Annotated in this window: 18 protein-coding genes; 4 read left to right on the forward strand and 14 right to left on the reverse strand. The window is 49.2% G+C overall.

Annotated elements, in window-relative coordinates; translation table 11 throughout:
- Nucleotides 1–2,061: putative Ig domain-containing protein (locus ACYVH9_RS17595; protein WP_460637701.1), on the forward strand; the 2,061-nt coding region annotated here is incomplete at its 5' end.
- A gap of 76 nt (nt 2,062–2,137) precedes the next feature.
- Here the strand turns inward: ACYVH9_RS17595 and ispE are convergent.
- From ispE to ACYVH9_RS17640, 9 genes are all read right to left on the reverse strand, one after another.
- Nucleotides 2,138–2,944 (reverse strand): 4-(cytidine 5'-diphospho)-2-C-methyl-D-erythritol kinase, encoded by an 807-nt coding sequence (gene ispE / locus ACYVH9_RS17600; protein ID WP_460638161.1) that lies wholly within the window; start codon nt 2,942–2,944, stop codon nt 2,138–2,140.
- A gap of 498 nt (nt 2,945–3,442) precedes the next feature.
- Complete coding sequence (locus ACYVH9_RS17605) at nt 3,443–5,908, reverse strand: OmpA family protein (protein WP_460637702.1); 2,466 nt, start codon at nt 5,906–5,908, stop codon at nt 3,443–3,445.
- 313 nt (nt 5,909–6,221) lie between these two features.
- On the reverse strand, nt 6,222–8,378 hold the full coding sequence (locus ACYVH9_RS17610; RefSeq protein WP_460637703.1) for a peptidase domain-containing ABC transporter: 2,157 nt from the start codon (nt 8,376–8,378) through the stop codon (nt 6,222–6,224).
- Between the two features lie 41 nt (nt 8,379–8,419).
- Nucleotides 8,420–9,583: an HlyD family efflux transporter periplasmic adaptor subunit gene (locus ACYVH9_RS17615; RefSeq protein ID WP_460637704.1), complete on the reverse strand. Its 1,164-nt coding sequence runs from the start codon at nt 9,581–9,583 to the stop codon at nt 8,420–8,422.
- Nucleotides 9,584–9,611: 28 nt separating this feature from the next.
- Entirely contained in the window at nt 9,612–10,322 is a 711-nt protein-coding gene (locus ACYVH9_RS17620; protein ID WP_460637705.1) for a CPBP family glutamic-type intramembrane protease, read from the reverse strand.
- A 42-nt stretch (nt 10,323–10,364) separates the two neighbouring features.
- Complete coding sequence (locus ACYVH9_RS17625; protein ID WP_460637706.1) at nt 10,365–10,571, reverse strand: hypothetical protein; 207 nt, start codon at nt 10,569–10,571, stop codon at nt 10,365–10,367.
- Between the two features lie 45 nt (nt 10,572–10,616).
- The gene (locus ACYVH9_RS17630) at nt 10,617–10,814 is read right to left on the reverse strand and encodes a bacteriocin (RefSeq protein ID WP_460637707.1); all 198 of its coding nucleotides are present in this window, start codon (nt 10,812–10,814) and stop codon (nt 10,617–10,619) included.
- Nucleotides 10,815–11,420: 606 nt separating this feature from the next.
- On the reverse strand, nt 11,421–12,122 hold the full coding sequence (locus tag ACYVH9_RS17635) for a hypothetical protein (protein WP_460637708.1): 702 nt from the start codon (nt 12,120–12,122) through the stop codon (nt 11,421–11,423).
- 159 nt (nt 12,123–12,281) lie between these two features.
- The gene (locus ACYVH9_RS17640; protein ID WP_460637709.1) at nt 12,282–14,147 is read right to left on the reverse strand and encodes a vWA domain-containing protein; all 1,866 of its coding nucleotides are present in this window, start codon (nt 14,145–14,147) and stop codon (nt 12,282–12,284) included.
- Nucleotides 14,148–14,258: 111 nt separating this feature from the next.
- Here ACYVH9_RS17640 and ACYVH9_RS17645 point away from each other — a divergent pair, with 111 nt between their 5' ends.
- The 3 genes from ACYVH9_RS17645 to ACYVH9_RS17655 all read left to right on the forward strand — a co-directional run bounded on the left by ACYVH9_RS17645 (nt 14,259) and on the right by ACYVH9_RS17655 (nt 16,909).
- A complete protein-coding gene (locus ACYVH9_RS17645) occupies nt 14,259–14,837 on the forward strand; it encodes an RNA polymerase sigma factor (RefSeq protein ID WP_460637710.1) in 579 nt (192 codons plus the stop codon).
- Nucleotides 14,830–16,062 carry a TonB family protein gene (locus ACYVH9_RS17650; RefSeq protein WP_460637711.1) on the forward strand — a complete coding sequence of 411 codons (1,233 nt, stop codon included), beginning with the start codon at nt 14,830–14,832 and terminating at the stop codon, nt 16,060–16,062. Before ACYVH9_RS17645 ends, ACYVH9_RS17650 begins: the two co-directional genes overlap by 8 nt.
- Before the next feature lie 196 nt (nt 16,063–16,258).
- Nucleotides 16,259–16,909: a porin family protein gene (locus ACYVH9_RS17655; RefSeq protein WP_460637712.1), complete on the forward strand. Its 651-nt coding sequence runs from the start codon at nt 16,259–16,261 to the stop codon at nt 16,907–16,909.
- A gap of 69 nt (nt 16,910–16,978) precedes the next feature.
- Here ACYVH9_RS17655 and ACYVH9_RS17660 read toward each other — a convergent pair whose 3' ends face one another.
- The 5 genes from ACYVH9_RS17660 to ACYVH9_RS17680 all read right to left on the reverse strand — a co-directional run bounded on the left by ACYVH9_RS17660 (nt 16,979) and on the right by ACYVH9_RS17680 (nt 24,971).
- Nucleotides 16,979–18,472 (reverse strand): M28 family peptidase, encoded by a 1,494-nt coding sequence (locus ACYVH9_RS17660; protein ID WP_460637713.1) that lies wholly within the window; start codon nt 18,470–18,472, stop codon nt 16,979–16,981.
- Between the two features lie 28 nt (nt 18,473–18,500).
- Nucleotides 18,501–20,651, reverse strand: a complete 2,151-nt coding sequence (locus ACYVH9_RS17665) for a 3-hydroxyacyl-CoA dehydrogenase NAD-binding domain-containing protein (RefSeq protein WP_460637714.1) — start codon at nt 20,649–20,651, stop codon at nt 18,501–18,503.
- A gap of 9 nt (nt 20,652–20,660) precedes the next feature.
- On the reverse strand, nt 20,661–21,869 hold the full coding sequence (locus tag ACYVH9_RS17670) for an acetyl-CoA C-acetyltransferase (RefSeq protein ID WP_460637715.1): 1,209 nt from the start codon (nt 21,867–21,869) through the stop codon (nt 20,661–20,663).
- 98 nt (nt 21,870–21,967) lie between these two features.
- Nucleotides 21,968–23,938: a polysaccharide biosynthesis protein gene (locus ACYVH9_RS17675; protein ID WP_460637716.1), complete on the reverse strand. Its 1,971-nt coding sequence runs from the start codon at nt 23,936–23,938 to the stop codon at nt 21,968–21,970.
- A 112-nt stretch (nt 23,939–24,050) separates the two neighbouring features.
- The gene (locus tag ACYVH9_RS17680; protein ID WP_460637717.1) at nt 24,051–24,971 is read right to left on the reverse strand and encodes a TIGR01777 family oxidoreductase; all 921 of its coding nucleotides are present in this window, start codon (nt 24,969–24,971) and stop codon (nt 24,051–24,053) included.
- Between the last annotated feature and the right edge of the window lie 11 nt (nt 24,972–24,982).

Raw genomic sequence — 24,982 nt, forward strand, 5'->3', positions numbered from 1 at the left:
CTGACGGCCACGGTCAACTCGGCCTTCAGCCAAACACTGCCCGTGTTTACCGATGCCAACAACGATCCGCTGACCTACTCGCTGACGGGACTGCCCAGTGGACTGAGCTTCGATGCGGGTAACCGCACTATCTCAGGTACGCCCACTCAGACGGGCAGCTTCAACCTGAGCTACGCAGCTACCGATGGCAAGAGTGCCCCCGTGTCGGTCCCCATCCTGCTGACGGTGGGTAGCCCCACACCGGGCAATCAGTCTCCGGTGGCTCCCACGGTTTCTAACCTGTCGGCCACGGTCAACTCGGCCTTCAGCCAAACACTGCCCGTGTTCACTGATGCCAACAACGATCCGCTGACTTACTCGCTGACGGGACTGCCCAGTGGGCTGAGCTTCGATGCGGGTAACCGCACTATCTCAGGTTCGCCCACCCAATCGGGCAGCTTCAACCTGAGCTACGCGGCCACCGATGGCAAGAGTGCCCCCGTGTCGGTCCCCATCCTGCTGACGGTGGGTACCAGTGGTGGCCCTGTGGTGACGGGTGACTTCGAAGGCTATCTCACCCAGGAGGCCAACTGCAACACCTTCTCGGGCTGGGTCTACGACCGAAACCGCCCCAACATGACCTTCTCCGTCGAGTTCTTCGAGGGAGCCTCCATTGCCAGTGGTACGCTGGTGGGCTCCATCCTGGCCAAGGACTACCGCCAGCACCTGAAGGATGCCGGTAAGGGCAACGGCGAACACTGGTATGAATTCCCCATCCCTGAGAGCCTCAAGGACAACCAGCCCCACACCATCTGGGCCCGGGTGCAGGGCTCCACCTACGTGCTGATCTGGGCGCCCAAAACCATCCGCTGTGCCGGTAGTGGAGTGCCCCCCACCAACCAGCCTCCGGTGGCTCCCACGGTGTCGGCACTGTCGGCCACGGTGAACACCGCCTTCAGCCAAACACTGCCCGTGTTCAACGATGCCAACAACGATCCGCTGACTTACTCGCTGACGGGCTTACCCAGTGGACTGAGCTTCGATGCGGGTAACCGCACCATCGCGGGCACACCTACTCAGACGGGCAGCTTCAACCTGAGCTACGCAGCCACCGATGGCAAGAGTGCCCCCGTGTCGGTCCCCATCCTGCTGACGGTGGGGAGCCCCACACCGGGCAATCAGCCCCCGGTGGCTCCCACGGTGTCGGCACTGACGGCCACGGTCAACTCGGCCTTCAGCCAAACACTGCCCGTGTTCACTGATGCCAACAACGATCCGCTGACCTACTCGCTGACGGGGCTGCCCAGTGGACTGAGCTTCGATGCGGGTAACCGCAGTATCTCAGGTTCGCCCACCCAATCGGGCAGCTTCAACCTGAGCTATGCAGCCACCGATGGCAAGAGTGCCCCCGTGTCCACCACCGTCCTGTTGACGGTCGGTACCAGTGGCGGTACAGGCAACCCGCCGACCGGGGGCGTGACCGGACCAGGCAACTATGAAGGCTATCTGGATGTAGTCGATTGTAACAGCATCCAGGGCTGGATTTGGGATCAGAACAAACCCAATACTGTTATTGCGGTAGAGTTTCTGGATGGTTCAACGGTTATTGGATCAACCGATGCCAACTTGTTCCGACCCGATTTGCAGAGTGCCGGGAAAGGCAATGGAGTTCATGGTTATGCCTTTACGGTGCCGGCTTCTCTCAAGGATGGTCGTCCTCACACCATCAGCGGGCGGGTTCCTAACAGCTCGTACGTACTGATGTGGTCGCCCAAAACCCTCACCTGTCCAAACGGAGGCCGGCAAGGATTCGAAAGTGCCGAAGCCAGTTTGGAGCTTACTGTGAACCCGAACCCCAGCTCCGGACCGGTTGAAATCAGTTACCGGATAATTGCAGGTCAACGGGCCGATTTGCAGATTGTGGATATGTTGGGCCGATCGGTCTGGCATCAATCCAAAATTGGTACGGGCCAATTGGAGCGCGAAACCGTTGATTTAAGCACATTAGGTTCGAATATGTACCTGGTTCAATTAAAGACACAGCAAGGAATGCTTACCAAGCGTCTTTTGATTAAGCCATAAATCTTTCCCCTGATTCACGAAAAAACCGCTACCATTGGTAGCGGTTTTTTTATTAGATCGAGAAGCAACTTCGAATTTATAAAACCATTTGCCAGGTTTGATAAGGCTCAAAAAAAGCCGGTAGCTCTAGGGGTTTATCAAAAATACCGTACAGCGTTGAGCCCGAACCACTCATACTGGCATAAATAGCGCCAGCTTGATACAGCTCCTGTTTAACGGTATTTAGAATAGGATACCTGGGGAACAGACTATCTTCAAAGTCATTCCAGACGGTTTCCCGCCAGGCGTTAATCGGAGCCGCCAGCAACGTTCGCAGTGGCACAGACGGTTTTCGTGGCCGAACATTCGCGTATGCTTCCGCCGTTGAAATGGCCATATTAGGGTATACTAACACCAAGATGTATCCATTCAATGACAGGTCGATATCGTCAAAACGATCTCCTTTTTCGGTACAGTACCGGGGACGGTTCTGAATAAAAAAAGCACAATCGCTTCCTAAACGGCGGGCGTATTGTTCCAATTGATCGGCGGATAAATTTAGACTAAACTGTTCATCCAGCAGACGAAGTGTAAAAGCAGCATCTGCGGACCCTCCACCCAACCCCGCCCCAATGGGAACCATTTTGTGAAGATAAAGACGAACAGGCGGCAAGGAAAAGTCCTGTTTCAGAAGCTCATAAGCCTGTATACAAAGATTCTGACCCGGATCGCCCGGAATAGTTATCCCTCCAATTTCAAAAGAAGTCTGGTCTGCGGGAATGATTTCGAGCAGATCATTCAAAGGAATGGGGTAAAAGCACGATTCCAGATTGTGAAATCCATCGGGACGCTTTTCAGTGATCCGTAAACCGATGTTGATTTTAGCATTAGGAAATACCAGCATTAAGCGAGGGAAATAAACGGTTGCTATTTTTTTAGAACTGCGTGTCAGACAGAGATCAGCAAAACAAATACGAGGCCATTCACCATATATAACCGTTTGTACAAAACGGTTATATAAAATCGAAAGCGGCTGTACTTTTCTACATTTTAAGTGATTTTTGTAGTAAAACAAGGTTTGAGGGGATGAATATACACTTCTTGGGCCGATCAGTCTTGGTTTCCTTATCTGAATTCTTTTTTTCACGTCGATCCCCAAACCAAACAACGGTCACAACTGCTGGATATTTCGGGTGAGGTAGGACGCTATGATGATTTCGGTCTGTTAGAGCCGTAAAATCCTGCTTGGCAGTCTTATGAAGACATAGGCTCGCTCGCATTTCTCCGTCCTGATTTTTGGACGAAGTTGCTTTCCGTACAAAGCTGGCACCACCACTACAATCTTCTATACAATCAAAAAGCCGCAGGTTTCTGCGGCTTTTTGATTGTTATTCTTTCTTCTTTACCGAATTGACAATACTTTGAATTCCGTTCGACGATTACGCTGGTGCTCGGCTTCGGTACAATCAACGTCGTTGGTACAGTTATTCAGCAAAAGCGATTCACCGTATCCGGCAGCAATCATCCGTTTTCGACTAACGCCCTTGGAAGCCATATAATTGACTACCGAAGCCGCCCGCTGGGCAGATAGATATCGGTTATAGACGGCATCACCACGACTGTCGGTATGCGAGCGGATTTCGACGGTTAACGATGGATATTTCTGCATGGTAGCTACCAGTTTATCCAGTTCACGGGAAGCATCCGACCGAATCGTCCATTTATCAAGGTCGTAATAAATATTATCCAGCTGAACGATATCACCCACCCGGAGCATATTCAGATCAGCCGAAAGGCTTTTAGTACTGGCCTGGCTCGTAATCTTTTTGATGCGATTGGTATTAGTCCCATACCGTTCTTTCAACGCACTGAGGGTATAGTCACATCCTTCCATTAGTTCAAATTCATACCGCCCGTCGGTTCCGGTAGTTAGCTGACGAACGCTGCCATCGCAATCATTTTTCAGCGTAACCTTAACGCCTTCAATGGGTTTTCGATCTCCCTCGCTCAGAACAGTTCCACGAATCCGGGCTTTTTGCGTATCGACAACATCCCAGCCATCACCCGCCGGATCAGCAACGTATTGAACGGTGTCGATAACTTTACGAGGTTGGTTGAGGGCAATTTCCAAGCGGGATGGTGAATCATCCGTTAACGAATGGGTCGAAAAACCGACGGTACTTGAAACGTAACTATCTTTCATGGCGCGAAATACAAAATCGTTGTTCGACTCCAGACATAGTTGCACAATCCCGTCTTTTTTTGTCGCAACCGTACGGTTTTTGCGATCTTCTCCGCGCGCTTTTATATCAACCATGACGCTGTCGATGGGTTGCTTGGTCTCCTCATCGTAAAACCGTAAGGTCAGATTCCGGCAACCGTAAAGCGAGCTTTCCCGAACGAAACGAAAGATATCATCATTTCCTTTCTGACGGTTTGTACTGAAATAACCGCTTTTACGATTGCCATCGGTAATGAGCCCAAAGTCATCCATATCCGAATTGATTGGAGCCTCGAGGTGTTCAATTGGTCCGGCTATGGCCGCGTTGACAAGGGGTACATAATAGATGTCTAAACCTCCCAGCCCCTTCCGGCCATCGGACGCAAAATAAAGGTTTCCGCGTTCATCGATAAAGGGAAATAAATCATTGCCTTTTGTATTGACTTCCTTACCCAAATTGACCGGCTTGGTCCATTGACCGTTTTCGTTTCGGGACACGTATAAATCTGTGCCCCCCGAACCTCCTGGCATATCCGAAGCAAAAATCAAAAGTCGATTGTCTTTACTCAGGGCGGGGTGACCAACCGAATAGTCATTGCTGTTAAACGGCATTTCTTCAATATTGACCCAGGTGCCGTTTTGCTGCGATGCGGTATAAAGTTTCAGGTTTGTAACTCCTTCAGAACTTTGACGAACCCGCCGGCCATCGTAGTTATTCCGGGTAAAAACCATCTGGTAACCGTCGTTAAAAAATGTGACGGGGCCTTCGTGGTAACGGCTGTTGATGGATCGGCTAAACGACTGAATTCCTTTTGAATACCGCAGCCCGTCCGAAATACTAACCCCACTCTGATAGCCACCAAGGGTACGGGAGTCGTTGGCAGAAGCGCGGTTTGGTGAAGCCGGCTGACGGTTTTTTGACGTTTTCGGCTGCACAGGTTTTGCCACGCTTCCGTCGGCTTTGATAATTTGATTGATTCGAAGTTGCTGCCGATCCTGTATGTAAAACAAATCAAGGTAGCTACCTCCCCCTCCCTTACCCGCCGTCTCAATGGCCGCACTCGCTTTCTTGCCCGATACAAACACCAACCCATCCCGATAATACATCGGACTAAATTCGGCATTTGAGGTATTGAGCGCCAGTACTTCCAGGCGGTAGCGGGTAGGTTCCTTCTTGCCAATCACGCCCGTACTGGGATCCGTAAAGGAGAGCCGTTCAGATTCGGTGGCCTTCTCTTTCAACTGATTATACTTTTCGTACATCAACTGCGACTCATTGTATTTTCCATTGCTGGCTAAAACCTGGGCGTAGTGTCGATACGTGTCGACATGCGTTCCGGTCAACTCCGTAGCCGAGGTTAGCTCCTGGTAAGTCTGCTCGGCTTTTTTCAGGTCGCCAACCAGTTGGTAGGAATGTGCCAGATTAACCTTTGCCGTAACCTGCTGTTCTACAGTTAGCTTTGTTGGCGCTTCGGTCAGAAGCTGGGTATAAATTTCGATGGCACGGGCGTAGGCTTTTAGAGTATATTGACGGTTTGCCTGTTGCAAGAGGGTATCGGATTGCGCGAAACCGAATCCCGCGAACCACAAAACGAATGCCCCGGAAAGCAATCGTTTCCGCCAACGTTTCAAATGATAAGTGCCCATATGAATAGGGTTTTGGGGACTAGAAGCCCCACAAGACCGGGTTCAGTCGTTAATTCGATAAAAACAGCGTATCAACCAGGTCAAGATTACCCCGTTACACACTGTAACAATTGCTTTACCAAGCAAATATACATGAATGGTAGTTATAAATTTTCAATGCTAATAACAAACCCTGATTTGGTAACAAAGCTAACGGTGCATAAATCATGCCAGCTCAGAATAGAAGATAAAACACCGGCGGGACTCCGTAAAACGCAAAAAGTTCAACCGTGGGTTGATCGATCCACGGTTGAACTTCAATGGATATCATTAGCTAGTTGTATTCTGTTTGTTGTTGCCAGAAGTGCCGGTACATTTTCCCTTCGTTCAGCAGTTCGTGATGTGTTCCTTCCTCGAGCAATTTTCCCTTATCCAGCACCAGGATTTTATCAGCCTGGCGAACGGTGCTTAATCGGTGCGCAATAATGATTATTGTTTTACCATTGTTACGAAGTTGTTGAACGGTTTCCTGAACGTAATGTTCCGAGACCGAATCAAGAGCCGAAGTGGCCTCGTCAAAAATCAGGATTTCCGGTTTTCGATACAACGCCCGGGCAATCGCAATACGCTGTTTCTGGCCACCCGACAAGAGTGCCCCGTTCTCTCCTAAATACGTATGGAAACCGTTGGGAAGCTTTTCAATGAAATCAGCAATACCCAATTGCTGACAAATGTCAATGACTTGCTGCATATTGGGTTCGGCCTCTCCCAACGCAATGTTATCAATTACATTTCCCGCAAATAGATCAATCTTTTGCGGCACAACGCTAACCACCTGCCGCAAGCTCCCCAGGTGAATGTGTTTGATGTCATAGCTGCCAATATGAATACTTCCATTCTGTAAGGGGTAAAGTCCTTGCAATAGTGATAATAAAGTTGACTTTCCGGAACCACTTTCTCCCACAATTGCCGTTATGGTACCGACTGAAATGGTCAATGTTACATCATCAAAAACCGTAACGCGGGAGCCATATCGGAAGGACACATTCCGAAAGGAAATATCACCTATCATGTCCGGTTTTAATTGAATGGTATGCCCGGATGTTTCGCGTTCGAGATCCATAATTTCGAACAGCCGATCTGCCGCGATCAAGGCATCCTGGATCATACGGTTTGCTCCTACCAAACTCGCAGCCGGACTTGTAAAATACCCGATCAACGCATAAAACGATAATAATTCGCCAGGTGTAATTTCATTGCGCAGCACAAACCAACTGCCAACCCATAACAAAATGATGGTAAACACCCGGGAAATCAATTCGGAAACACTGCCGACATAGATAGCAGTGCTACCCGACTGAAAAATGGTTTGCAGCAATCTCACAAACCGGGTCTCGGTTTTATAGCCCGCATATTCTTCCAATCCAAATCGCTTGATGGTCGACATCGCATTGAGCGATTCGACAAGCTGCGATTCCAGCTCCGCAGAATCTTCCATCAAGCGACGCTGATTTTTCCGGTTGATCCGGTTCGTAACCCAGTACAGTACGGCATACATCGGAATAACCAGCAACAACACCAGCGCCAGCTTCCAGTAGTAAGTAAACATCAACCCAAACGAGAATGCGACAATTAACACATTGACGATCAGGTTGAGCGCCGTATCATTGATGAATGTCCGGATTTTGACGGCGTCGTTGATTCGTGAGACAATTTCGCCAACGCGCATGGTATCAAAGAAGGTTTGGGGCAGTTTGAGCAGGTGTTTGTAATAGCCCAGAATCAGAGCCGCATCCATACGCTGACCGGTTTTGAAATTGAAGAGGCTTTTGACCATACCAATGAAAAGCTGCAACAACAACAATACAACCATCACCACACTGAGCAAATTCAGCAGATTCTGATTGGCTTCCGGCAAAACATTGTCAACAATTTTCTGTACATATATGGAAGTTGTTAAACCCAAAAGCGTATAGACGACTGCCCCAAACAATGCCTGCGCCAAAACTGTCCGATGAGGCCAGAGCAATTGTCCGAATCGTCGCAAAACCGAAGCTTTCGCGTTCCCGGTTTCAAACGTTTCGTCCGGCAGCAGCAACACCAGCACACCCGTCCATTCCTGTTCAAATTCGTCGTGCGTTCTTTTGTGAATCAACCCATCGCCGGGGTCCATAATAATAACATGCTTTGGCGTCATGTCATAGATCACAACATAATGCTGCAAAACGCCTTTCAACACCACATGCGCAATGGCCGGTTTGGGTATTTTTGAGAGACTTTCAAAAGACCCTTTTACACCTTTTGCCTGAAAACCGAGTTTTTTAGCTGCCTCGATCAATCCCAGCACATTCGTTCCTTTCTGATCGGTAGAAGCCAACTGCCGAATGCGGGCTACGGGCATCAGCAAACGGTAATGCGCGGCCACAGAAGCCAGACAGGCTGCTCCGCAATCGGTGATATCGCGTTGTTTAACTTTGACTCGGGCGTTCATGGTGTGAAATTCAGGCAGCGTAGACGACGGTTCCGGAACAATCAGGACTTATTCACCGGATTCAGCCAATCGTCGGCTTTGTCGTAGAGGAGTTCGTATAACGACCGGCGCGTGACGATAAACCGGGCACGAACCGTCATTCCTTTTTTTAAGTGCCCCCGATAACCGTTTTTCAATGTAAGATAGGATTGATCGAGTCGGCAGCGAACGTTGAAGACGGGTTGGTTGTCGATCAGTACAAAGTCGTTGGCCACATCCAGGACCTGTCCTTCCAAAAGTCCCCACTGATTGTAGTCAAACGCATCGATCTGAAAACGAGCCTTTTGCCCGGTTTGCAACAAACCGATGTCCTTCGGTCGTACATAGCACTCAACGATCAAGGTAGAGTCGGGCGAAATCACACCGATCACCTCCCCAGACTGCACAAAACTACCCGCGTACCGGCCCGAAAGCTGGCTGATTGTTCCACCAACGGGTGCTTTAACTGTCGATAATTCCCGTTCCTGCTGTAACTGGCGTTTCTGCGCCAGCAATTCCGTTAAAGTTAGACGATGTTCGGTCAGGGCGGTTTGCCAATCGCTACGCTGCCGTTCGACCAGCGTCTGGTATTGGGCCGCAACGGTATTGTAAGCAAATTCTTTATCCTCAAATTCTAGCCGGGGAATCACTTTATCGGTATAAAGTTGCTGGCTTACCTCCAGCTCCCGTTTTCGTTTCTGCTGCGTTTGCCGGTTTTCGTGCACCAGGTACCGAAACTGTTCGTATTGCTGCCGATAAAGCGGAGAAGCCAGCCCGCTAATCGAAAGCAAATCACGGTCAGTTAGTTTGGTCAATCGCTCCAGATCACGGATATAAGTCCGTTTTTCGTTTTGCTGAGCCGTTTGCAGCCGGAGTTTCGTATCCAGAATCTCCGTTTGCAGCCGCAGCAACGGTTGCCCCGCCCGAACAGCCTGATTTTCACGAACCCATAAAACCGCCACCGGCCCACTAGTTGTCGTCTTGACGTCACTCCTTTCCGCTACAGGGCGAATTAAACCAGATGCCTGCACCGACACATCAACGTAAATGAACGGCAGAGCTACAACTATTGCTGTGATGGCTAGTAGAACCGTAGTATATATAAGTTGACTACGGACTGTAATGCGGGGGATGTAAACTAATATGTCATGATTGGAAATCAAATTATTAAATAAAAGCTTTGACATATACTTTATCAATATAAAAAACCACAAGTCAGAAAAACATATATACATATTCTAAACTCGAACTAACATTTACAATAATGTGAAATATAACACCCCAAATAAAACCAAATTTCACACGTAACACCCCAAGCATTACGCCTACACTCATTTGGGGAATTACATAAAAAGGATATAAATATAATACAGAATATTGAAGGGGATAAAAATTCATTACATGAATCAAACCAAACAAAATAGCACTGATTATCAACAATTTATACTTAAACAATTTACTCACCCAATATATATTCCAAAAATTATAACAAATAGAAAAAATAACTATATAAATAAACAAACGTATGATAAGATAGCTATAAGAATCTAAAGTCCAAGTTGGTCCACTAAAGTAATAAAATAAAACAGCTAACGAAGTTCCAACATGTATCTTTGATAATGAAAGTAATAATCTAAAACATACTTCTTCAATAAAGGGCCCACCGATACACATTATGAAAACCCCATAATAGATTCCGTAATACTCTATAGTATAATTACTTTTTATACGCGATTTTAATATGGAGCTAAATCCAAAAAATTTAACTAATATTAAATCAATAAAAACCATAAATACTACACTTATTAGCGTTATAACATAATGAGAAATTAGTAAAACTACTATATACTTAATTTTCTTTGATAACAAGATTGTTTTTTCATTATTACATTTGATCATATCTTTATAAATATTCATTTTATACATAATAATAGAAGGCACTATTAATTAATAGTGCCTTCTATTATACTAACGTCTTATCCCTTTCTGGAGAGATAAAGATTTAACAGCATCATAAGCAATATTACCTAACATTTCAGCCGCATTTGTGGCATGTCCAACGAGAGTTCCACATACATATCCAAAATCACCAGCTAAACTGCCACCATTCATTTCAGAGGTTGATGACGAATTTATTTCAATCACACCCCATTGAGCTAAATTTTGATTTTTCATTGTTTAATAAGGATTATTTACTAAATAATTAAAGGTAAAAAAGCTTTATCTACCATGTCTCGCTTGTGAGTAAGCTTTGCTAAATTCTGTACAGAATTCACTCCAAGCATCTGACATTATTGCTGAAAAAGCTGCTGACCCTACATTATGTCCCTCCCAATGCCCATATCCACCATTTATTTCCTGCAGATCGTTTTCCGATATTTCCTGCAATTCAAAATTTAAGTTTAGTTCCTTGTTCATTTGAGAAAATAGTTAAGTCTCCCAACCTTCCCGCGATTTTCACCTTCCGGGCCGGTAAGCAGCGCGGTGATTGGTTACAACAAAAATGACATAAACTGAAATACACAACCATTAGTAGAACTTATAAAACAATAAATTAAACTTATCAAACTATCAGTCACCTATTTGAAACAAATAAGCTCGGCGTTTTATGCAAAAAACAGATGCCGGGTGTGTCTTTTTTTAACTTAGACGCGTCTTATAACGGTAAGTAACGCAGAGCCTATCAATCAACTTTTCACGCTATGACGACTGATTTAACCGACAAAATACTCCGCCTGCGTCATCTGTTTGGATATTCGTAAGATTACGTGGCCGTCCAACTGGAAATTTCACAATCGGCTTATTCCCAATTGGAAAATGGGAAGATCGGACTCTCTTAAAACAATGAAGAAGCTAGTGAACGTATAGGGTATAACCCAGGGAGATTTTCTGGCCCAAACGAATGCGGATCTAACCGAGAAAGCAATGAACAGTCCGCAATTCCGGAAGAAATGGAACGGTATTTAACTAAAAAAGCCGCCCGGTAAACGACCAGACGGCTTTAACTTTTCGTATACTCAATTGTTACAATTCCGCAGAAACCTTGATTTTGTTGTAATACAAGGTTGTCAGGCCTTCGAAACCGGAGTCGGTGCCTACCAGCAACCACAATTCACCGGCATCGTTGGTTTTCATCGTGATCGGTTGTTGGTTGGTGCGCTGAATGAGCTTGTACTGCGTCGCATCATCGCCCACCCCAATATTGCCCAGCACCGGTACAGCCGCACTCCCCTCTGCCTGATTTCCTTTGTCGATGTTTAACCGGTAATCATCACCTTCCTTTACCTTTTTCGGCTCAACGGCCGAAGCCCCCGCTTTCAGGTACACACTGCTCCCCGGTGAGCCACCAATACCAACACTGTTCGTTGCGTATTGCGAAGCCAGCTCGATGTCAAATACAATCTTATACGACTGATTCGGCCGTAAACCGGTCACTTTCTTTTTCAGAAACATGAACAGATCATCACTGCGGTTATGACTCGAAATCATAAAGGACTTTTGGCTCGAATCCAGGGGCGCCGGTAATCCTTTTATGCCCGATTGAAATTCAATGATGTCCTGCTGGTCGGGCGAGTAATCCGTAATTTCGGCAACCCAACCATCGGCACCGGCCTGAAAATCAGAATTAACGATGGTCACTGGTCCATCCGGTCCAACTGCACTATCCTGACAAGATGCCCCTACGAATAACCAAAGAGCGGCAACCGTCCATCTTACTAGTTTCATAAATGTGGTTTTACGACAATCCTAACCATCCGAAAGACCGGGCCGTAAGCCGTTGAAACCCCTCGAAAACTCAGGACTGTTCCTGTTGTTGAAAATGAAATGGTGTGGTAGCTACCGATTCAAAGACCCCACTCCGTAAAATACCGTTGGAATCACCGTTTATTTTTCATCCGTTCGTGTGGCCACCGTCGCGCCATCCGACAGAGAATGAGCGAGTTTAACCAATCGAATAAATTCGCTCCGGTACCCTTCCGGATCACGGCCCAATGCCTGCCGCGCCAACGTTTCGATCTGTTCATAGTGGATGTTGCCTTTGAATTCGGAGTCGCGGAGCAGGAGACCGAACCCAGCTACGGAAGCCGCAAACCGAAAATCGGCAGACGTACTGGCGAACTTTTGCGGCTGGTCATTCACGACATGGTTCAGCAACTGACTCGTTTCGCTGTCCGGTTTCTTGTACCGAATTTTCAGCGTTAGTAATTCTTTCGAACTTCCCGAGGATGCCGACTTCTTCTGGTATTTGAGCGCGTCGACTTTTTTCAAATACGAGCTTTCGACACCGACCGGAATGAGTTCGTACAACGCCGTAACGGCATGACCCGAGCCCATTTCGCCCGCGTCTTTGCGGTCATCGTGAAAATCCTCGTTGTTCAGCATCCGGTTTTCGTAGCCAATCAGCCGGTAGCCCCGCACCCGCGCCGGGTTGAACTCCAATTGTAGCTTGACGTCCTTCGCCACCGTAAACAAGGTGCCGCCAAACTCTTTCCCGAATACCTTCTGCGCTTCCTGAAACGTATCGATGTACGCGTAATTACCGTTGCCTTTGTCCGACAATGTTTCCAGTTTATTATCCTTGTAATTGCCCATTCCAAAGCCCAGCACGCTCAGAAAAACCCCGGATTTCCGTTTGTCCTCAATCAACCGCTGCATCTCGGCATCGCTCGAAGCCCCCACGTTGAAATCGCCGTCGGTAGCCAGAATAACCCGGTTATTGCCCCCCTTTCGGAAGTTTTCCTGCGCGATCCGGTACGCCAGCCGAATGCCTTCCCCACCCGCCGTATAGCCACCAGACGTTAACTGGCTGATTGCCTCTTTGATTTTCTGCGGTTCGCTGCCCGGCGTTGAAGGCAAAGCCAAACCTGCCGCCCCGGCATACGTCACAATAGCTACCCGATCCTGCGGACGCAGCTGATCGACCAGCAAATTCAGCGCGGACTTAACCAGCGGCAGTTTATTCTCCGCTCCCATTGAGCCCGACACGTCAATCAGAAACACCAGATTGGAGGCTGGCAAGTGATTCGTCGGCACGGTTTTGGCCTGTAAACCAATCCGAAGCAAGTGCAAATCAGGATTCCAGGGTGAGTCCGACAATTCCGTCCTGACCGCTACAGGATCATTCCCAGTGGGTTGCGGATCGTCGTAGGCGAAGTAATTGATCATCTCCTCAATACGTACGGCATCTTTTGGCGGCAAATTTCCTCCATTCAAAAACCGTCGAATATTGCTGTAAGATGCGCGATCCACATCAACCGAAAAAGTAGTAACGGGCTGTTGCTGCGTAGTGCGAAACCCGACCTCTTCGATAGCCTTGTAATCTTCGGTGTTAAGACGCGGAACGATATAAATTTCATACGAAGCCGTTCTTCGCAGACCCGGCACCATGCGGTTCATCGTTTTCATCGGCTTTGGCTGGGTACCATACCCAACCTCCACGATTTCTTCCAAAGCCCGTATATCCGTTTTTAATTGCACATCGACAACCGTTTGCGTTGTCACGCTGACTTCTGCTTTTTGAAAACCGATGTACAAAAACACCAACTGTTGGGGTCCGTCCGGACTAACCAATTTATAACGCCCATCGGCATCGGTTGTCGTTGTTACCGAAATTCCTTTCAACGAAACATGAACACCCGGTAACGGCCGGCTGGTAAGAAGATCGGTTACCCGGCCCGTAATTACCCGATCGGTCCGAACCGTCGAGACGAACAGGAGGCCGGTCATCAAAATCAAAAAAATAGTGCGCATAGTTGTATGGAATTAGCGTGGCTTTTTTCTCCTATGGATGAAAGCCCGGTTTAAATTCCATACAGCACCGGACTATTTTTTCGTAAGTTCGCAAAGAAGACGCGTAACGACATGTTTTTTAAGCAGTTCCGTAAATCCAAACCCGTTACTGATGCCGAATACGTCTCGGCCTATAAAACCACGGGCGACCTGGAAGTACTCGGTGCGCTGTACGAGCGGTATATGGATCTGGTGTTTGCGGTTTGTTTTAAATACCTGCGCGATGAAGACGAAAGCAAGGATGCGGTGATGCAGTTGTTCGAGCAATTAATCACGGATTTGCGGAAATACGACATTCAGAACTTTAAAAGCTGGTTGCATTCTACCGCCCGGAATTACTGCCTGATGCAGCTGCGAAAACGGAAAAGCATGGCGGGTGAACGCGACGACGACACCGAAAGCATCGCGATGCCGATGACCGTCTGGCCGGAAAACGACGAGTTGGATCTGGAATCGAAACTAAGCCAGATGGACCATTGCCTGAAAACGCTCTCCGAAGAACAGCGTACCAGCCTTTCACTTTTTTACCTCAATCAGAAAACCTACGCCGATATTGTTGAATTGACGGGTTACGACCTCAAAAATGTGAAGAGTTACCTCCAAAATGGCCGACGCAACCTAAAAATCTGCCTGGACAAACACCATGAATGAGCTGAACCCACATAACGATCACCTGACCGCCGACGACTTACAAAAGTACCGGACCGGGGCGCTATCGGTGGCCGAACGGCACCGGGTGGAACGGCTTTTGCTCGAAAATCCGCTCTATGCCGATGCACTGGACGGGTTGGAAATGGGCGACCAACAGAACATTGAATTAAACCGTATTCAGGGCGAGCTGCGTACCCGATTCCAAGCCCGAGTCCAGAATAAAAAAAGCCGTCGGTTACCGATCTGGCTACCAGCACTTGCCGCTTCTGTGGTGTTGGCGCTCAGCATCGGTTTGTACCTGCGGTTGCAACAGACTACTCCCCGGCAACCCGTACAGCCACCCCTTGCCCCGAATGTTGCCTTGAACGAAACGGCTCCAGCCGTCGAGTCGTCTCCGATGCAACAGCCTGTACCACGCTCTCCCCAAATTACCACCCGGAAACCGTCACCGACCACCCAAAAAACCGTCGAGGCCCGGGATAGCCTGTCACTTCCGGAAAAGGATTGGCTGGCTAATGCTCCCGAGCCCAGTACACTCAATCCGTTGGAGCCTTCGCTCCCTATAACCCTTGCACCCGAATCAAACCAAAAACAGGTTCTGACCGCCATAGAGGCTGCTCCCTCTCGGGCTGTTGATGGCCAAATCGTTGATGAAAACAATCAACCGTTACCCGGGGTGTCGGTAATTGCTAGCCAATCCCGCCAACAAACCACGACGGATACTGCCGGGCGCTTTCACCTGGCCCGGTTGTCACCCAACGACTCATTACAACTCTTTTCTGTTGGCCACCGAACCGCGTCAGTGCATCTGGAGGAAGTTTATCGTACGGAGGTGATCCATTTAAAATCCGACTCAACAACATTATCAGAGGTCGTTGCTGTGGAATACGGAAAACGCCCCCGAAGAACCGCCCCCGCCTTCGGGGCCAAAGCCAGGTTTTTACCACTCTCCGTTGTGAAGCCGCCTGCCAACTTCAAAACCTATCTGGATCAAAACCGCCGAATACCCGCCGAAGCCAAAGAGAAAGGAATTACCGGAACGGTACGCGTCCGGTTTCGGGTTGATAGCGACGGTTCGGCCAGTCAGTTTTCGATTGTTAAGTCGCTGGGTTTTGGGTGTGATGAAGAAGCGATTCGGCTGATTCAGAAAGGCCCGCGCTGGCAGCCCGCCATCCGAAACGGAAAACCGTACGCCCAATTTATCGAACAGGAAATTGTATTTTGAAAATTTAGCATGGGCTGTGATTTAAAAAAAAGGGCGAATCTATTTTCGATCAAACGGTTTTTAAAAAACTTCGCAATTTTACCGAAACCGTTATCTTTGCGCCCTTTAGCGTACTTTCAAACATTTAACAGCCGTAATAGTTGTAATGAATGCGAATCAAACCCACATCACGAGTATGTCTCAACTAAATTGCACAATGAAAAGAGGAATAGTCTTTGGAATGATTTTTCTGCTTGCTAGTACATCGACTTTACTAGCTCAAAGACGGCAGCAGCAGCGCTGGAGCGCCGGGCCACGCGTTGGGGTCAACGTTTCTAACTTATACGGTAAGAATAGTTTTTTTGATGCCAAGGCCGGTTTGGTAGCGGGGGCTTTTGTCAGCTACAGTTCCATCAACCATTTCGGTATTTCAGCCGATGTATTGTACTCACAGCGGGGCGGCAACTACGAGAACATCGACGACCGTAGTAGCCATGTTCAGCACCTGAACTACCTGGAAATTCCGGTGGTGGCTCGTTATTACCTGAACTTAAGTGGAAATTTCCGCCCGAATCTTTTCATTGGGCCATCGTTGGGTGTTCTGTTAAATGCCAAGCGCACCAAGACCATCAGCCGCGGTCAGAGCTTCCCGGACGCCAAAAACACGGACGAGTTCGAACCCCTGGACTTGGGTGCGACGGGCGGTTTTCAGGCTAATTTTAAAGTTAAAGAGCGTCAACGCTTCCTGATCGACGCCCGTTACACCCTGGGCGCAACAAACGTACGAACCAATGCCTACCCCTGGCTGGGCAACTCAACCTTCTCCTTCACAGTTGGTTACAGCTTTGGCGTCGGCCGAAATTACTAATTGAATCTTTCAACAAAAAGGCCCTGCGGACAACAGTTCGTAGGGCCTTTTTGTTGATTAGGGCTAAGTTTACTTTCCGTACAGCGCTTTCGAAGCCGCTTCGTATTTATCGCCAGCCACCCACTGTGGCCGCGCCGGTTTGTCGGCAATCAGCCGGGCTGCGTACGTAAAGGCCTGGCAAAACTTCAGCAAATAGCCGTAATCAATCGTATCCGGATTGTCGGCAGCCTGGTGATAATACTTAAAAAGGCTCTCGTCAAACTTTCTGAAACCCGCCGAGAAGGTCGGGGCAGGAATGCCTTTTACAGCAAAATTGACGTTATCCGAACGGTCAAACAAGTTCTGTTCGGGGGCCGGGTCGGCAAACACACCCAGGCCAAATGCTTTGCTGGCCGCTTCAATTTCGGTTTTGGCACCCGTCCGATCCAGCCCTATAACGGCAACGATGCTCGTGTCGTTATACCCGGCGCCATCGCTGTTCAGGTTAAAAACCGTTTGCTTCAGCGGTACCAACGGATGCTCGGCGTAATAACGGCTACCTAATAAACCGATTTCTTCGCCCGTCAGCGCTAGAATCAACACCGAACGTTTGGGCCGTTGTGCCTGCAACGCCTTTGCCGATGTCAGCAGCGAAACCGTGCCGAACGCGTTGTCCCGGGCACCGTTGAAAATGCTGTCTTCTGCCGTATACGGCTGTCCACCCTGCTTACCAACGCCCACGTGGTCGAAGTGCGCCGACAATAAAACGTATTCGTTTTTCAGTTTTGGGTCGGACCCTTCCACCACACCAGCCACGTTAACGGATTCAATAATGCGCTGAACCCGGCCCGAGGTCTGAACACCAACGGTTTTGCTGCCCTCCTTCAAACTGGCCAGCTGATTTTTTCCGTTATCGACCCAAAGATGCAACAATGTGGGCAATTCGGTTGAGCTGGCAAGCGTTAGTTGCTCGCTCTGGAACGACCGGGTAACGATCGGCCACGGATACGTTCCGCTCGTGTACAATTCTACCAATCCAACAGCTCCCTTCTCAGCGGCCAGCTTCCGTTTTTGTTCCGAAGCCGCCAGCAAGCCCCGGTTGGTGGTAGCCTCCGGCGAACCAACCTGGGCCACTACGATTTTTCCCCGTACATCGCGTCCATTGTAGCCATCCGCTCCGTCGGTTAAACCGTAGCCAATGTAAACAGTTTCGGCTTTCAGATTGGTTTCTTTCCCGTTAATCACGACGAATTGATTGCCCAGTTTCAGCGAATCAGCTCCGATCTGAACGCGGGCATAGGCCACGGGTTTGGTTTGCAGAAAGGGGATTTTCTGGTAATAATCCGTCTGCCCGGCCACCGGTTTCAGCCCCAGCGCCCGAAACTGCTCGGCAATATAACGGGCCGCGACCCAATTCCCCGGCTCACCCGTTCGACGCCCCTGAAGCTCGTCGGACGCCAGAAAACGCATCTGCGCTTCAACCTCCGTGCGGGTTATTTTCGATTCAGGTAATTTGGAAACCGGCTGCGCCACGGCAAACGCAGACAGGAAAACACTCGATAGCAAAAGAAACGGTTTTAGCATACTAGAGTTGATGATCGGTTTTACGGTTTTATTCAAAACGGTTTTCTCCACGTTCGGCCATCGCGCGCAGGTGTTGCGTAGGGCGAAAACGCTCCCCGTAGGTATCGGCCAGCCGGTCGGATTCCTGCACGAAGTTCGTGATTCCGACGTAATCAACAAAGGATAATACCCCGCCCGTGTACGTCGGAAAACCCCAGCCCAGAATGGAGCCAATGTCAGCATCAAGCTGAGTCCGAATCACTCCTTCCTCAAAACACCGGACGGCTTCCATCACTTGTCGGTAGAGGAGCCGTTTCTGAACTTCTTTGGTAGTGGGCTGCTGTTGGGCCACCGGAAAGAGTTCTGCCAATCCCGCCCAGAGCTGCTTCGGTTCGTTTGCCGGATAATCATAAAACCCGGCTTTGGCTTTCTTGCCCAGGCGACCTAACGCAACCAGTTGCCGGGATGCCTGATAGGCTGTATCGTCCTCTTTCAACACGCCATCCCGAATACTTTGCTCCGAAATTTTGTAGATCAGTTCCAGCGATACCTCATCCGAAACCGCCAGCGGCCCCACCGGCATACCAGCATTTTTGCCCGCGTTTTCAATCAAAACCGGACTTACCCCCTCTTTCAGTAACTCCATACTTTCGGCCGTATAGGTTGTAAACACCCGAGAGGTGAAAAAGCCGTGCGAATCATTGACTACAATTGGCGTTTTTCGAATCTTTTTGACAAAATCCAGCGCCTTGGCCAGCGTTTCATCCGATGTTTTTTGCCCGCGAATCACTTCAACCAAGGTCATTTTGTTGACCGGCGAAAAGAAATGCAGTCCGATGAAATTTTCGGGCCGAACCGCAGCCGTGGCCAATCCGCTGATGGGCAACGTTGACGTATTCGAAGCAAAAATACCGTTCCTGGCCAGCATCGGTTCAGCTTCCCGGGTTACCTGTGCCTTCAACGTCCGGTCTTCAAAAACCGCTTCGATGATCAGATCACAGCCGTGCAAATCGGCTACATCGGTCGTTGTTCTGATCAGATTCAACGCAGCTTCTGCCTGAGCCGGCGTTGTTTTCTGCCGCTCAATGGCCTTTTGGAAAACCGTAGTGGAATAAGCTTTGCCTTTTTCGGCCACTTCGGACGATACATCCTTCAGCACGACCTCCATGCCAGCGCCTGCGGCCACATGGGCGATTCCGGCCCCCATCATTCCGGCTCCCAGAATACCGACTTTTTTCACCTCCGTTGGCGGAACGGTTTTCGGTCGGCTAACCCCTTTATTTACTTCGTTCAATCCAATAAATAGGGTCTGAATCAGTCCTTTTGCAACTTTTGAGGTAGCGACCTGCACAAAATACCGCCCCTCAATCACCAGCCCCCGGTCAATGTTAACCTGTAATCCTTCGTAAACACAGGATAAAATCGCTAGCGGAGCGGGGTAATTACCGCGCGTTTTTTCCATGACCATCGCCGTTCCCCCCCCAAATGTCCGCGCTCCGACTGGGCTTTGCACCGCTCCACCCGGCACCTTGAAATGGTCTTTCGCGATGATTTTCCGGGTTTTCTTATCAATCTCATCCCAGGGTTGCAGCGGATTCGGATTGGCATCGATCCAGGCAAAGGCTTTTTCCAATAACTCCTGCCGCGAAACAACCAGTTCGTCGATCATTCCCAGTGCCAGCGCTTCCCGCGGACTCACCCGTTTTCCTTCCAGCAGCAAGGGCAGCGCAGCTTCCAGGCCCAGCATCCGGGGCAACCGCTGCGTTCCGCCCCCGCCGGGCAGCAAGCCCAGTGTCACTTCCGGCAAACCAATCAATGCTTTGGGGTGGTCGAGGGCAATACGGTGATGGCAGCCCAGACAGGCTTCATAGCCCCCCCCCAACGCCGTTCCGTTGATGGCGGCCACGGTTGGTTTTCCTGAGGTTTCGATCGACCGGAAAATACGGTTTAGCTCCGCCGAAATCTTTAAAATCTCGGTTGGTTTTTCATTATTTCGGAGAATCATTTTTAAATCCGCTCCGGCAATGAACTCATTTTTCTCCGAAGTAATAACGATTCCTTTTACGTCCGGGTCGGTATAAGCTTGTTGTAAGGCAGCCTCAAAAGCCGGAATGGAATTGTCGTTCAGAACATTCATCGGCGCGCTGGTCATGTTCCAGCTCAGGATAGCTACGTTGCGGTCAATGGTGTAGTTAATCATGTTGAAGGCTTAGTTTACCCGTTCAAAAACCGTTGCAACGCCCATTCCGCCCCCCACGCAAAGCGTCGCCAATCCCGTTTGCTTGCCAGTTCGTTCGAGTTCATCCAGTAAGGTAGCCGAAATCATGGCTCCGGTGGCTCCTAGTGGGTGGCCCATTGCAATGGCTCCGCCGTTTGTATTAAGCCGCTGATGATCAACTCCGAGTTGGTTCATGTACAGCAGTGGCACAGCCGCAAAGGCCTCATTAACTTCAAACAGGTCGATATCATTCAGCTGCATGCCCGCTTTTTTCAGCACTTTCTGCGTGGCCGGGACAACGCCGGTGAGCATGATTGTTGGCTCGGTACCTATTACGGCAAAGGCCTTGATAACGGCGCGGGGTTTCAGACCGGCTTTATCCCCAAACGCTTTGGATCCAATCAGCAATCCGGCGGCACCGTCCACAATTTGGGAAGAATTTCCGGCGTGGTGAATGTGGTTGATGCGGGCTAGTTCGGCGTATTTCAATAATGCCAGTGTATCAAAACCAAGCTTTCCTACCGTTTCAAACGCCGGTTTTAATTTCGACAGGCTCTCGGTCGTTGTGTCGGCCCGAACGCCTTCGTCACGGTCGAGCAGAATAGCCCCCAAGTTATCTTTGATGGCGACAAGTGTTCGGTTGAACCGATTTTCCTGCTGGGCAACGACGGCCCGCCGGTACGATTCGGCGGCAAAGGCGTCGGCATCCGTTCGGCTAAAACCGTATTTTGTGGCAATCAGATCGGCGGAAATACCCTGAGGAACGATGTTATGCCGGGCTACCACCTGTGGATTCATGAAGAGCGCTCCACCATCGGAACCGATGGGCACACGCGACATTGACTCAACCCCACCAGCGACGACCGCATCAAACTGACCAGACATGATGTAGGCAGCCGCCATGTTGATGGCTTCGAGTCCGGATGAACAAAAGCGGTTTAGTTGCACCCCAGCGACGGTTTCGGCATATCCGGCTTCCAGCACCGCTGTCCGGGCGATATCAGCCCCCTGTTCCCCAATGGGCGAAACGCAGCCCATGATAACATCGTCAAGAAGGGAGGTATCAAACTGATTCCGATTTTTGAGTTCGCGCAGTACCGAAGTCAGCAATTGAATCGGCTGCACGTCGTGCAGTGAACCGTCGCTCTTACCCCGGCCACGGGGCGTTCGGACGGCATCGTAAATGAAAGCCTGAGCCATGCGAGTACGTTGTTTATCCGAAACCGTATGCGAACATACAATGGGCGGAAAACAAACTTACCGGTATGGGCGATAGACCGCAAGCAATTGACTCAAAATTAGCTTGCTAAACGGGAGATTTTTGGGGACAACTCAATCGTTTCCATTTTTTGCTCATCCAGGGATGTAAAAACAGAATTATTGCTGATATATTCAGGTATCACGTGTTTAATCATGCGCACCAACGTATGGGCATTTCCTTCCGCCAGCCGGTAACGGAGTTCTTCCACAATCGCATTAATCTCATTGGCTTCCGGTGCGTTCACCCGGGCAATCATAATTTTGGGATGATGCGTCGGTATCGTCTGCTCATTGTGATTCAGAAGTTCTTCAAATAGTTTTTCACCCGAACGCAAACCGATATAAGTCAACTGAATTTCTTTATCAACCGTATACCCTGAAAGGTGAATCATCTTCCGGGCGAGTTCCGCAATTTTGACGGGTTGGCCCATATCGAAAACAAACACCTCACCCCCTTTCCCCATCGTTCCGGCTTCCAGCACGAGCTGGCAAGCCTCCGGAATCGTCATAAAGTAACGAATGATATTCGGATCTGTGACCGTTACCGGGCCTCCCGTTTGAATCTGATGCCGAAAAACCGTCAAAACCGATCCGTTTGACCCCAGCACGTTTCCGAAACGGGTAACGATAAACCGGGTTTGCCGACGGTTTTCGTCCGGATGGTTCAAGCTCTGTACGTACATCTCGGCCAACCGTTTTGTTGCACCCATGACATTAGTCGGATTCACCGCTTTGTCGGTCGAAATCATCACAAACCGCTGAACGCCAAACCGGACGGATAAGTCAGCCAGAACTTTGGTTCCCAGCACGTTGACCCGGACAGCCTCGTACGGATGCTCTTCCATCAATGGAACGTGTTTGTAAGCCGCAGCATGAAAAACGAAATTCGGCTTTACATCCCGGAAAATATGCCCCATCCGGATTTCATCAGCCACATCGCCAATTTTTAGTACCAGTTCCGTAGACTCCGGCACGGCTTTACAATCCCGTCGCAGTTTCAATTCCAGATCAAATAATGCCGACTCGGCCTGATCCAGCAAAACAACCGTGCGGGGTTTATGCTGCAATACTTGCCGAACCAATTCACTACCAATTGACCCGGCCGCCCCCGTGACGAGCACGACCTGATTGTGTAACTGCTGGGCCGTTGCCGGATTAACCACCTCAATCGGCTCGCGCTCCAGTAAGTCTTCGATCCGTACGTCGCGGATTTGCGATAGTTTTAACTCCCCATCAATCCATTGCCCAACGGTTGGAATGGTTTTGACGCCAACCTGGTGATTCAGAAAAAACTCGGTTATCTCGTTTTTTTGCGGTATTGTCACCGCTCCCATCGCTAAAATGACCTGTGGAACCACGGCCCGGTTCCGCACATACCGTTCGTAGGCTTCCTGCCGCGACACAACGGGTAGCCCCTGAATGACTTTGTGAATTTTGTACGGATTATCATCAATGAACGCCAGAATACTATACCGCTGGTCTGAATCCTGAGTCAATGCTTTTCGGGTTAATAAACCCGTTTCACCAGCTCCGTAAATCAGGACGGGTTGCCGCATGCGGCCATTTCCAGCTACCCATGTCCAATAAAGAGCTTTGGCCATAAACCGGCTAACCGACATAATCACCAAGCAGCAGAAAAAGTCGATCAGAAGGATGGAAACCGGGATGTACAGATGTTGCTGCCCGAACCCTTGCCAAAGCAAAAAAGAAATCAAGGTGGTTACAGCTCCGCTCAAAAAAATGGCATAAAATAACAATGTAACGTCTTCCACGCTGGTGTGCCGAATGATGCCCTGGTAAGAACGAAACAGCCGAAAGAACACCACACGAATACTGATCAAAATGCTTAAATAGTATAAAAAAGCTGCCGGTTCCAAGCCATTCATTTCAAAGTTAAACCGCAGCAGATAAGCGATGCTAAACGAAACAACAGACAGGATCACATCAATGCTCAACACAAAATAGCTGGACAAAAAGCGCGTTGCGCTCGTTTTTAGAAGTCGTTTCATCATTGCTATGGTCCGGTGGGTACAGTTTAAATCGGAAAAATTGCCCATCTATTATTGCTTGCAAAAACAACATTAGGCATGCATATTTTTATACAAGGTTCCTGTTTGCTGTTTATTTACGCAACAAATCCTTTAAGGCTAGCGCCAAATCATTAAATGAATACCGAAAGCTGGTCTCTTCTCGTACTCTTTTATTTAACACATAATTGCCTCCTAACACTACGGTTGCCATCTCGCCAAATAAAAGCCGCAATGCGAATGACGGCACATTGGGCAGAAAAAAGGGTTTGTTGAGTATTTGCACTATTTGACGTGTAAATGCAGCATTGGTCACAGGCCTGTCGGCCACGGCATTATAAATACCTTGCCAACGCTCGTCGGTAATGGCCTGAATGTACATACGGCACAAATCATCAATGTGAATCCACGATAGATACTGCTGCCCTGATCCGAGTGGAGCCCCTAAACCCAGACGAATGGGCTGTACGAGTTTGGGCAACGCTCCGCCCTCCATCGTCAGAACGATCCCTGTGCGCAGTTTGACGGTTCGGATGCCCAAAGCCGCCACTTCATCGATGGAGCGCTCCCAAGCGCGCACCACCTGAGCAATAAAATCGCTGCCTCCTTCACTGGATTCGGTCAACGGTCGATCACCGGTATCACCTCCGTAATACCCAATAGCTGAAGACGATACAAAAGACTGAACGTGATGTTTGCCCGAGCGCAAAGCGCCGGCCAGAAGGTTCGTCGACTGGGTGCGGCTTTCCATAATCTGCTGTTTCCGCTCGTCGGTCCAGCGTTCGTCGGCAATAGCGGCCCCCGCCAGATGAATGATGTAATCTGCGGTCAGAATAGCTTGCGGATCGATATGCCCTTTCTCAATGTCCCACTGATAAACCGTTACGTTCGGATCGTTTTTTTTGGCCGCCGAACGGCTGAGAAGTGAAACATGAAAGCCCTGCTGAAGAAGGAGTTGGGTAAGTCGGCGACCGATAACGCCGGTGCCACCAGTGATTAAAACAGTAGTTGCCATGACGGATGGGA

The sequence above is a fragment of the Larkinella harenae genome (assembly GCF_054780515.1).

Coding starts and splice junctions, on each gene's coding strand:
- ispE (WP_460638161.1), bottom strand. CDS start 2,944: ATGCTGGTATTTCCTAATGCTAAAATCAACATCGGTTTACGGATCACT.
- ACYVH9_RS17605 (WP_460637702.1), bottom strand. CDS start 5,908: ATGGGCACTTATCATTTGAAACGTTGGCGGAAACGATTGCTTTCCGGG.
- ACYVH9_RS17610 (WP_460637703.1), bottom strand. CDS start 8,378: ATGAACGCCCGAGTCAAAGTTAAACAACGCGATATCACCGATTGCGGA.
- ACYVH9_RS17615 (WP_460637704.1), bottom strand. CDS start 9,583: ATGTCAAAGCTTTTATTTAATAATTTGATTTCCAATCATGACATATTA.
- ACYVH9_RS17620 (WP_460637705.1), bottom strand. CDS start 10,322: ATGTATAAAATGAATATTTATAAAGATATGATCAAATGTAATAATGAA.
- ACYVH9_RS17625 (WP_460637706.1), bottom strand. CDS start 10,571: ATGAAAAATCAAAATTTAGCTCAATGGGGTGTGATTGAAATAAATTCG.
- ACYVH9_RS17630 (WP_460637707.1), bottom strand. CDS start 10,814: ATGAACAAGGAACTAAACTTAAATTTTGAATTGCAGGAAATATCGGAA.
- ACYVH9_RS17635 (WP_460637708.1), bottom strand. CDS start 12,122: ATGAAACTAGTAAGATGGACGGTTGCCGCTCTTTGGTTATTCGTAGGG.
- ACYVH9_RS17640 (WP_460637709.1), bottom strand. CDS start 14,147: ATGCGCACTATTTTTTTGATTTTGATGACCGGCCTCCTGTTCGTCTCG.
- ACYVH9_RS17645 (WP_460637710.1), top strand. CDS start 14,259: ATGTTTTTTAAGCAGTTCCGTAAATCCAAACCCGTTACTGATGCCGAA.
- ACYVH9_RS17650 (WP_460637711.1), top strand. CDS start 14,830: ATGAATGAGCTGAACCCACATAACGATCACCTGACCGCCGACGACTTA.
- ACYVH9_RS17655 (WP_460637712.1), top strand. CDS start 16,259: ATGAAAAGAGGAATAGTCTTTGGAATGATTTTTCTGCTTGCTAGTACA.
- ACYVH9_RS17660 (WP_460637713.1), bottom strand. CDS start 18,472: ATGCTAAAACCGTTTCTTTTGCTATCGAGTGTTTTCCTGTCTGCGTTT.
- ACYVH9_RS17665 (WP_460637714.1), bottom strand. CDS start 20,651: ATGATTAACTACACCATTGACCGCAACGTAGCTATCCTGAGCTGGAAC.
- ACYVH9_RS17670 (WP_460637715.1), bottom strand. CDS start 21,869: ATGGCTCAGGCTTTCATTTACGATGCCGTCCGAACGCCCCGTGGCCGG.
- ACYVH9_RS17675 (WP_460637716.1), bottom strand. CDS start 23,938: ATGAAACGACTTCTAAAAACGAGCGCAACGCGCTTTTTGTCCAGCTAT.
- ACYVH9_RS17680 (WP_460637717.1), bottom strand. CDS start 24,971: ATGGCAACTACTGTTTTAATCACTGGTGGCACCGGCGTTATCGGTCGC.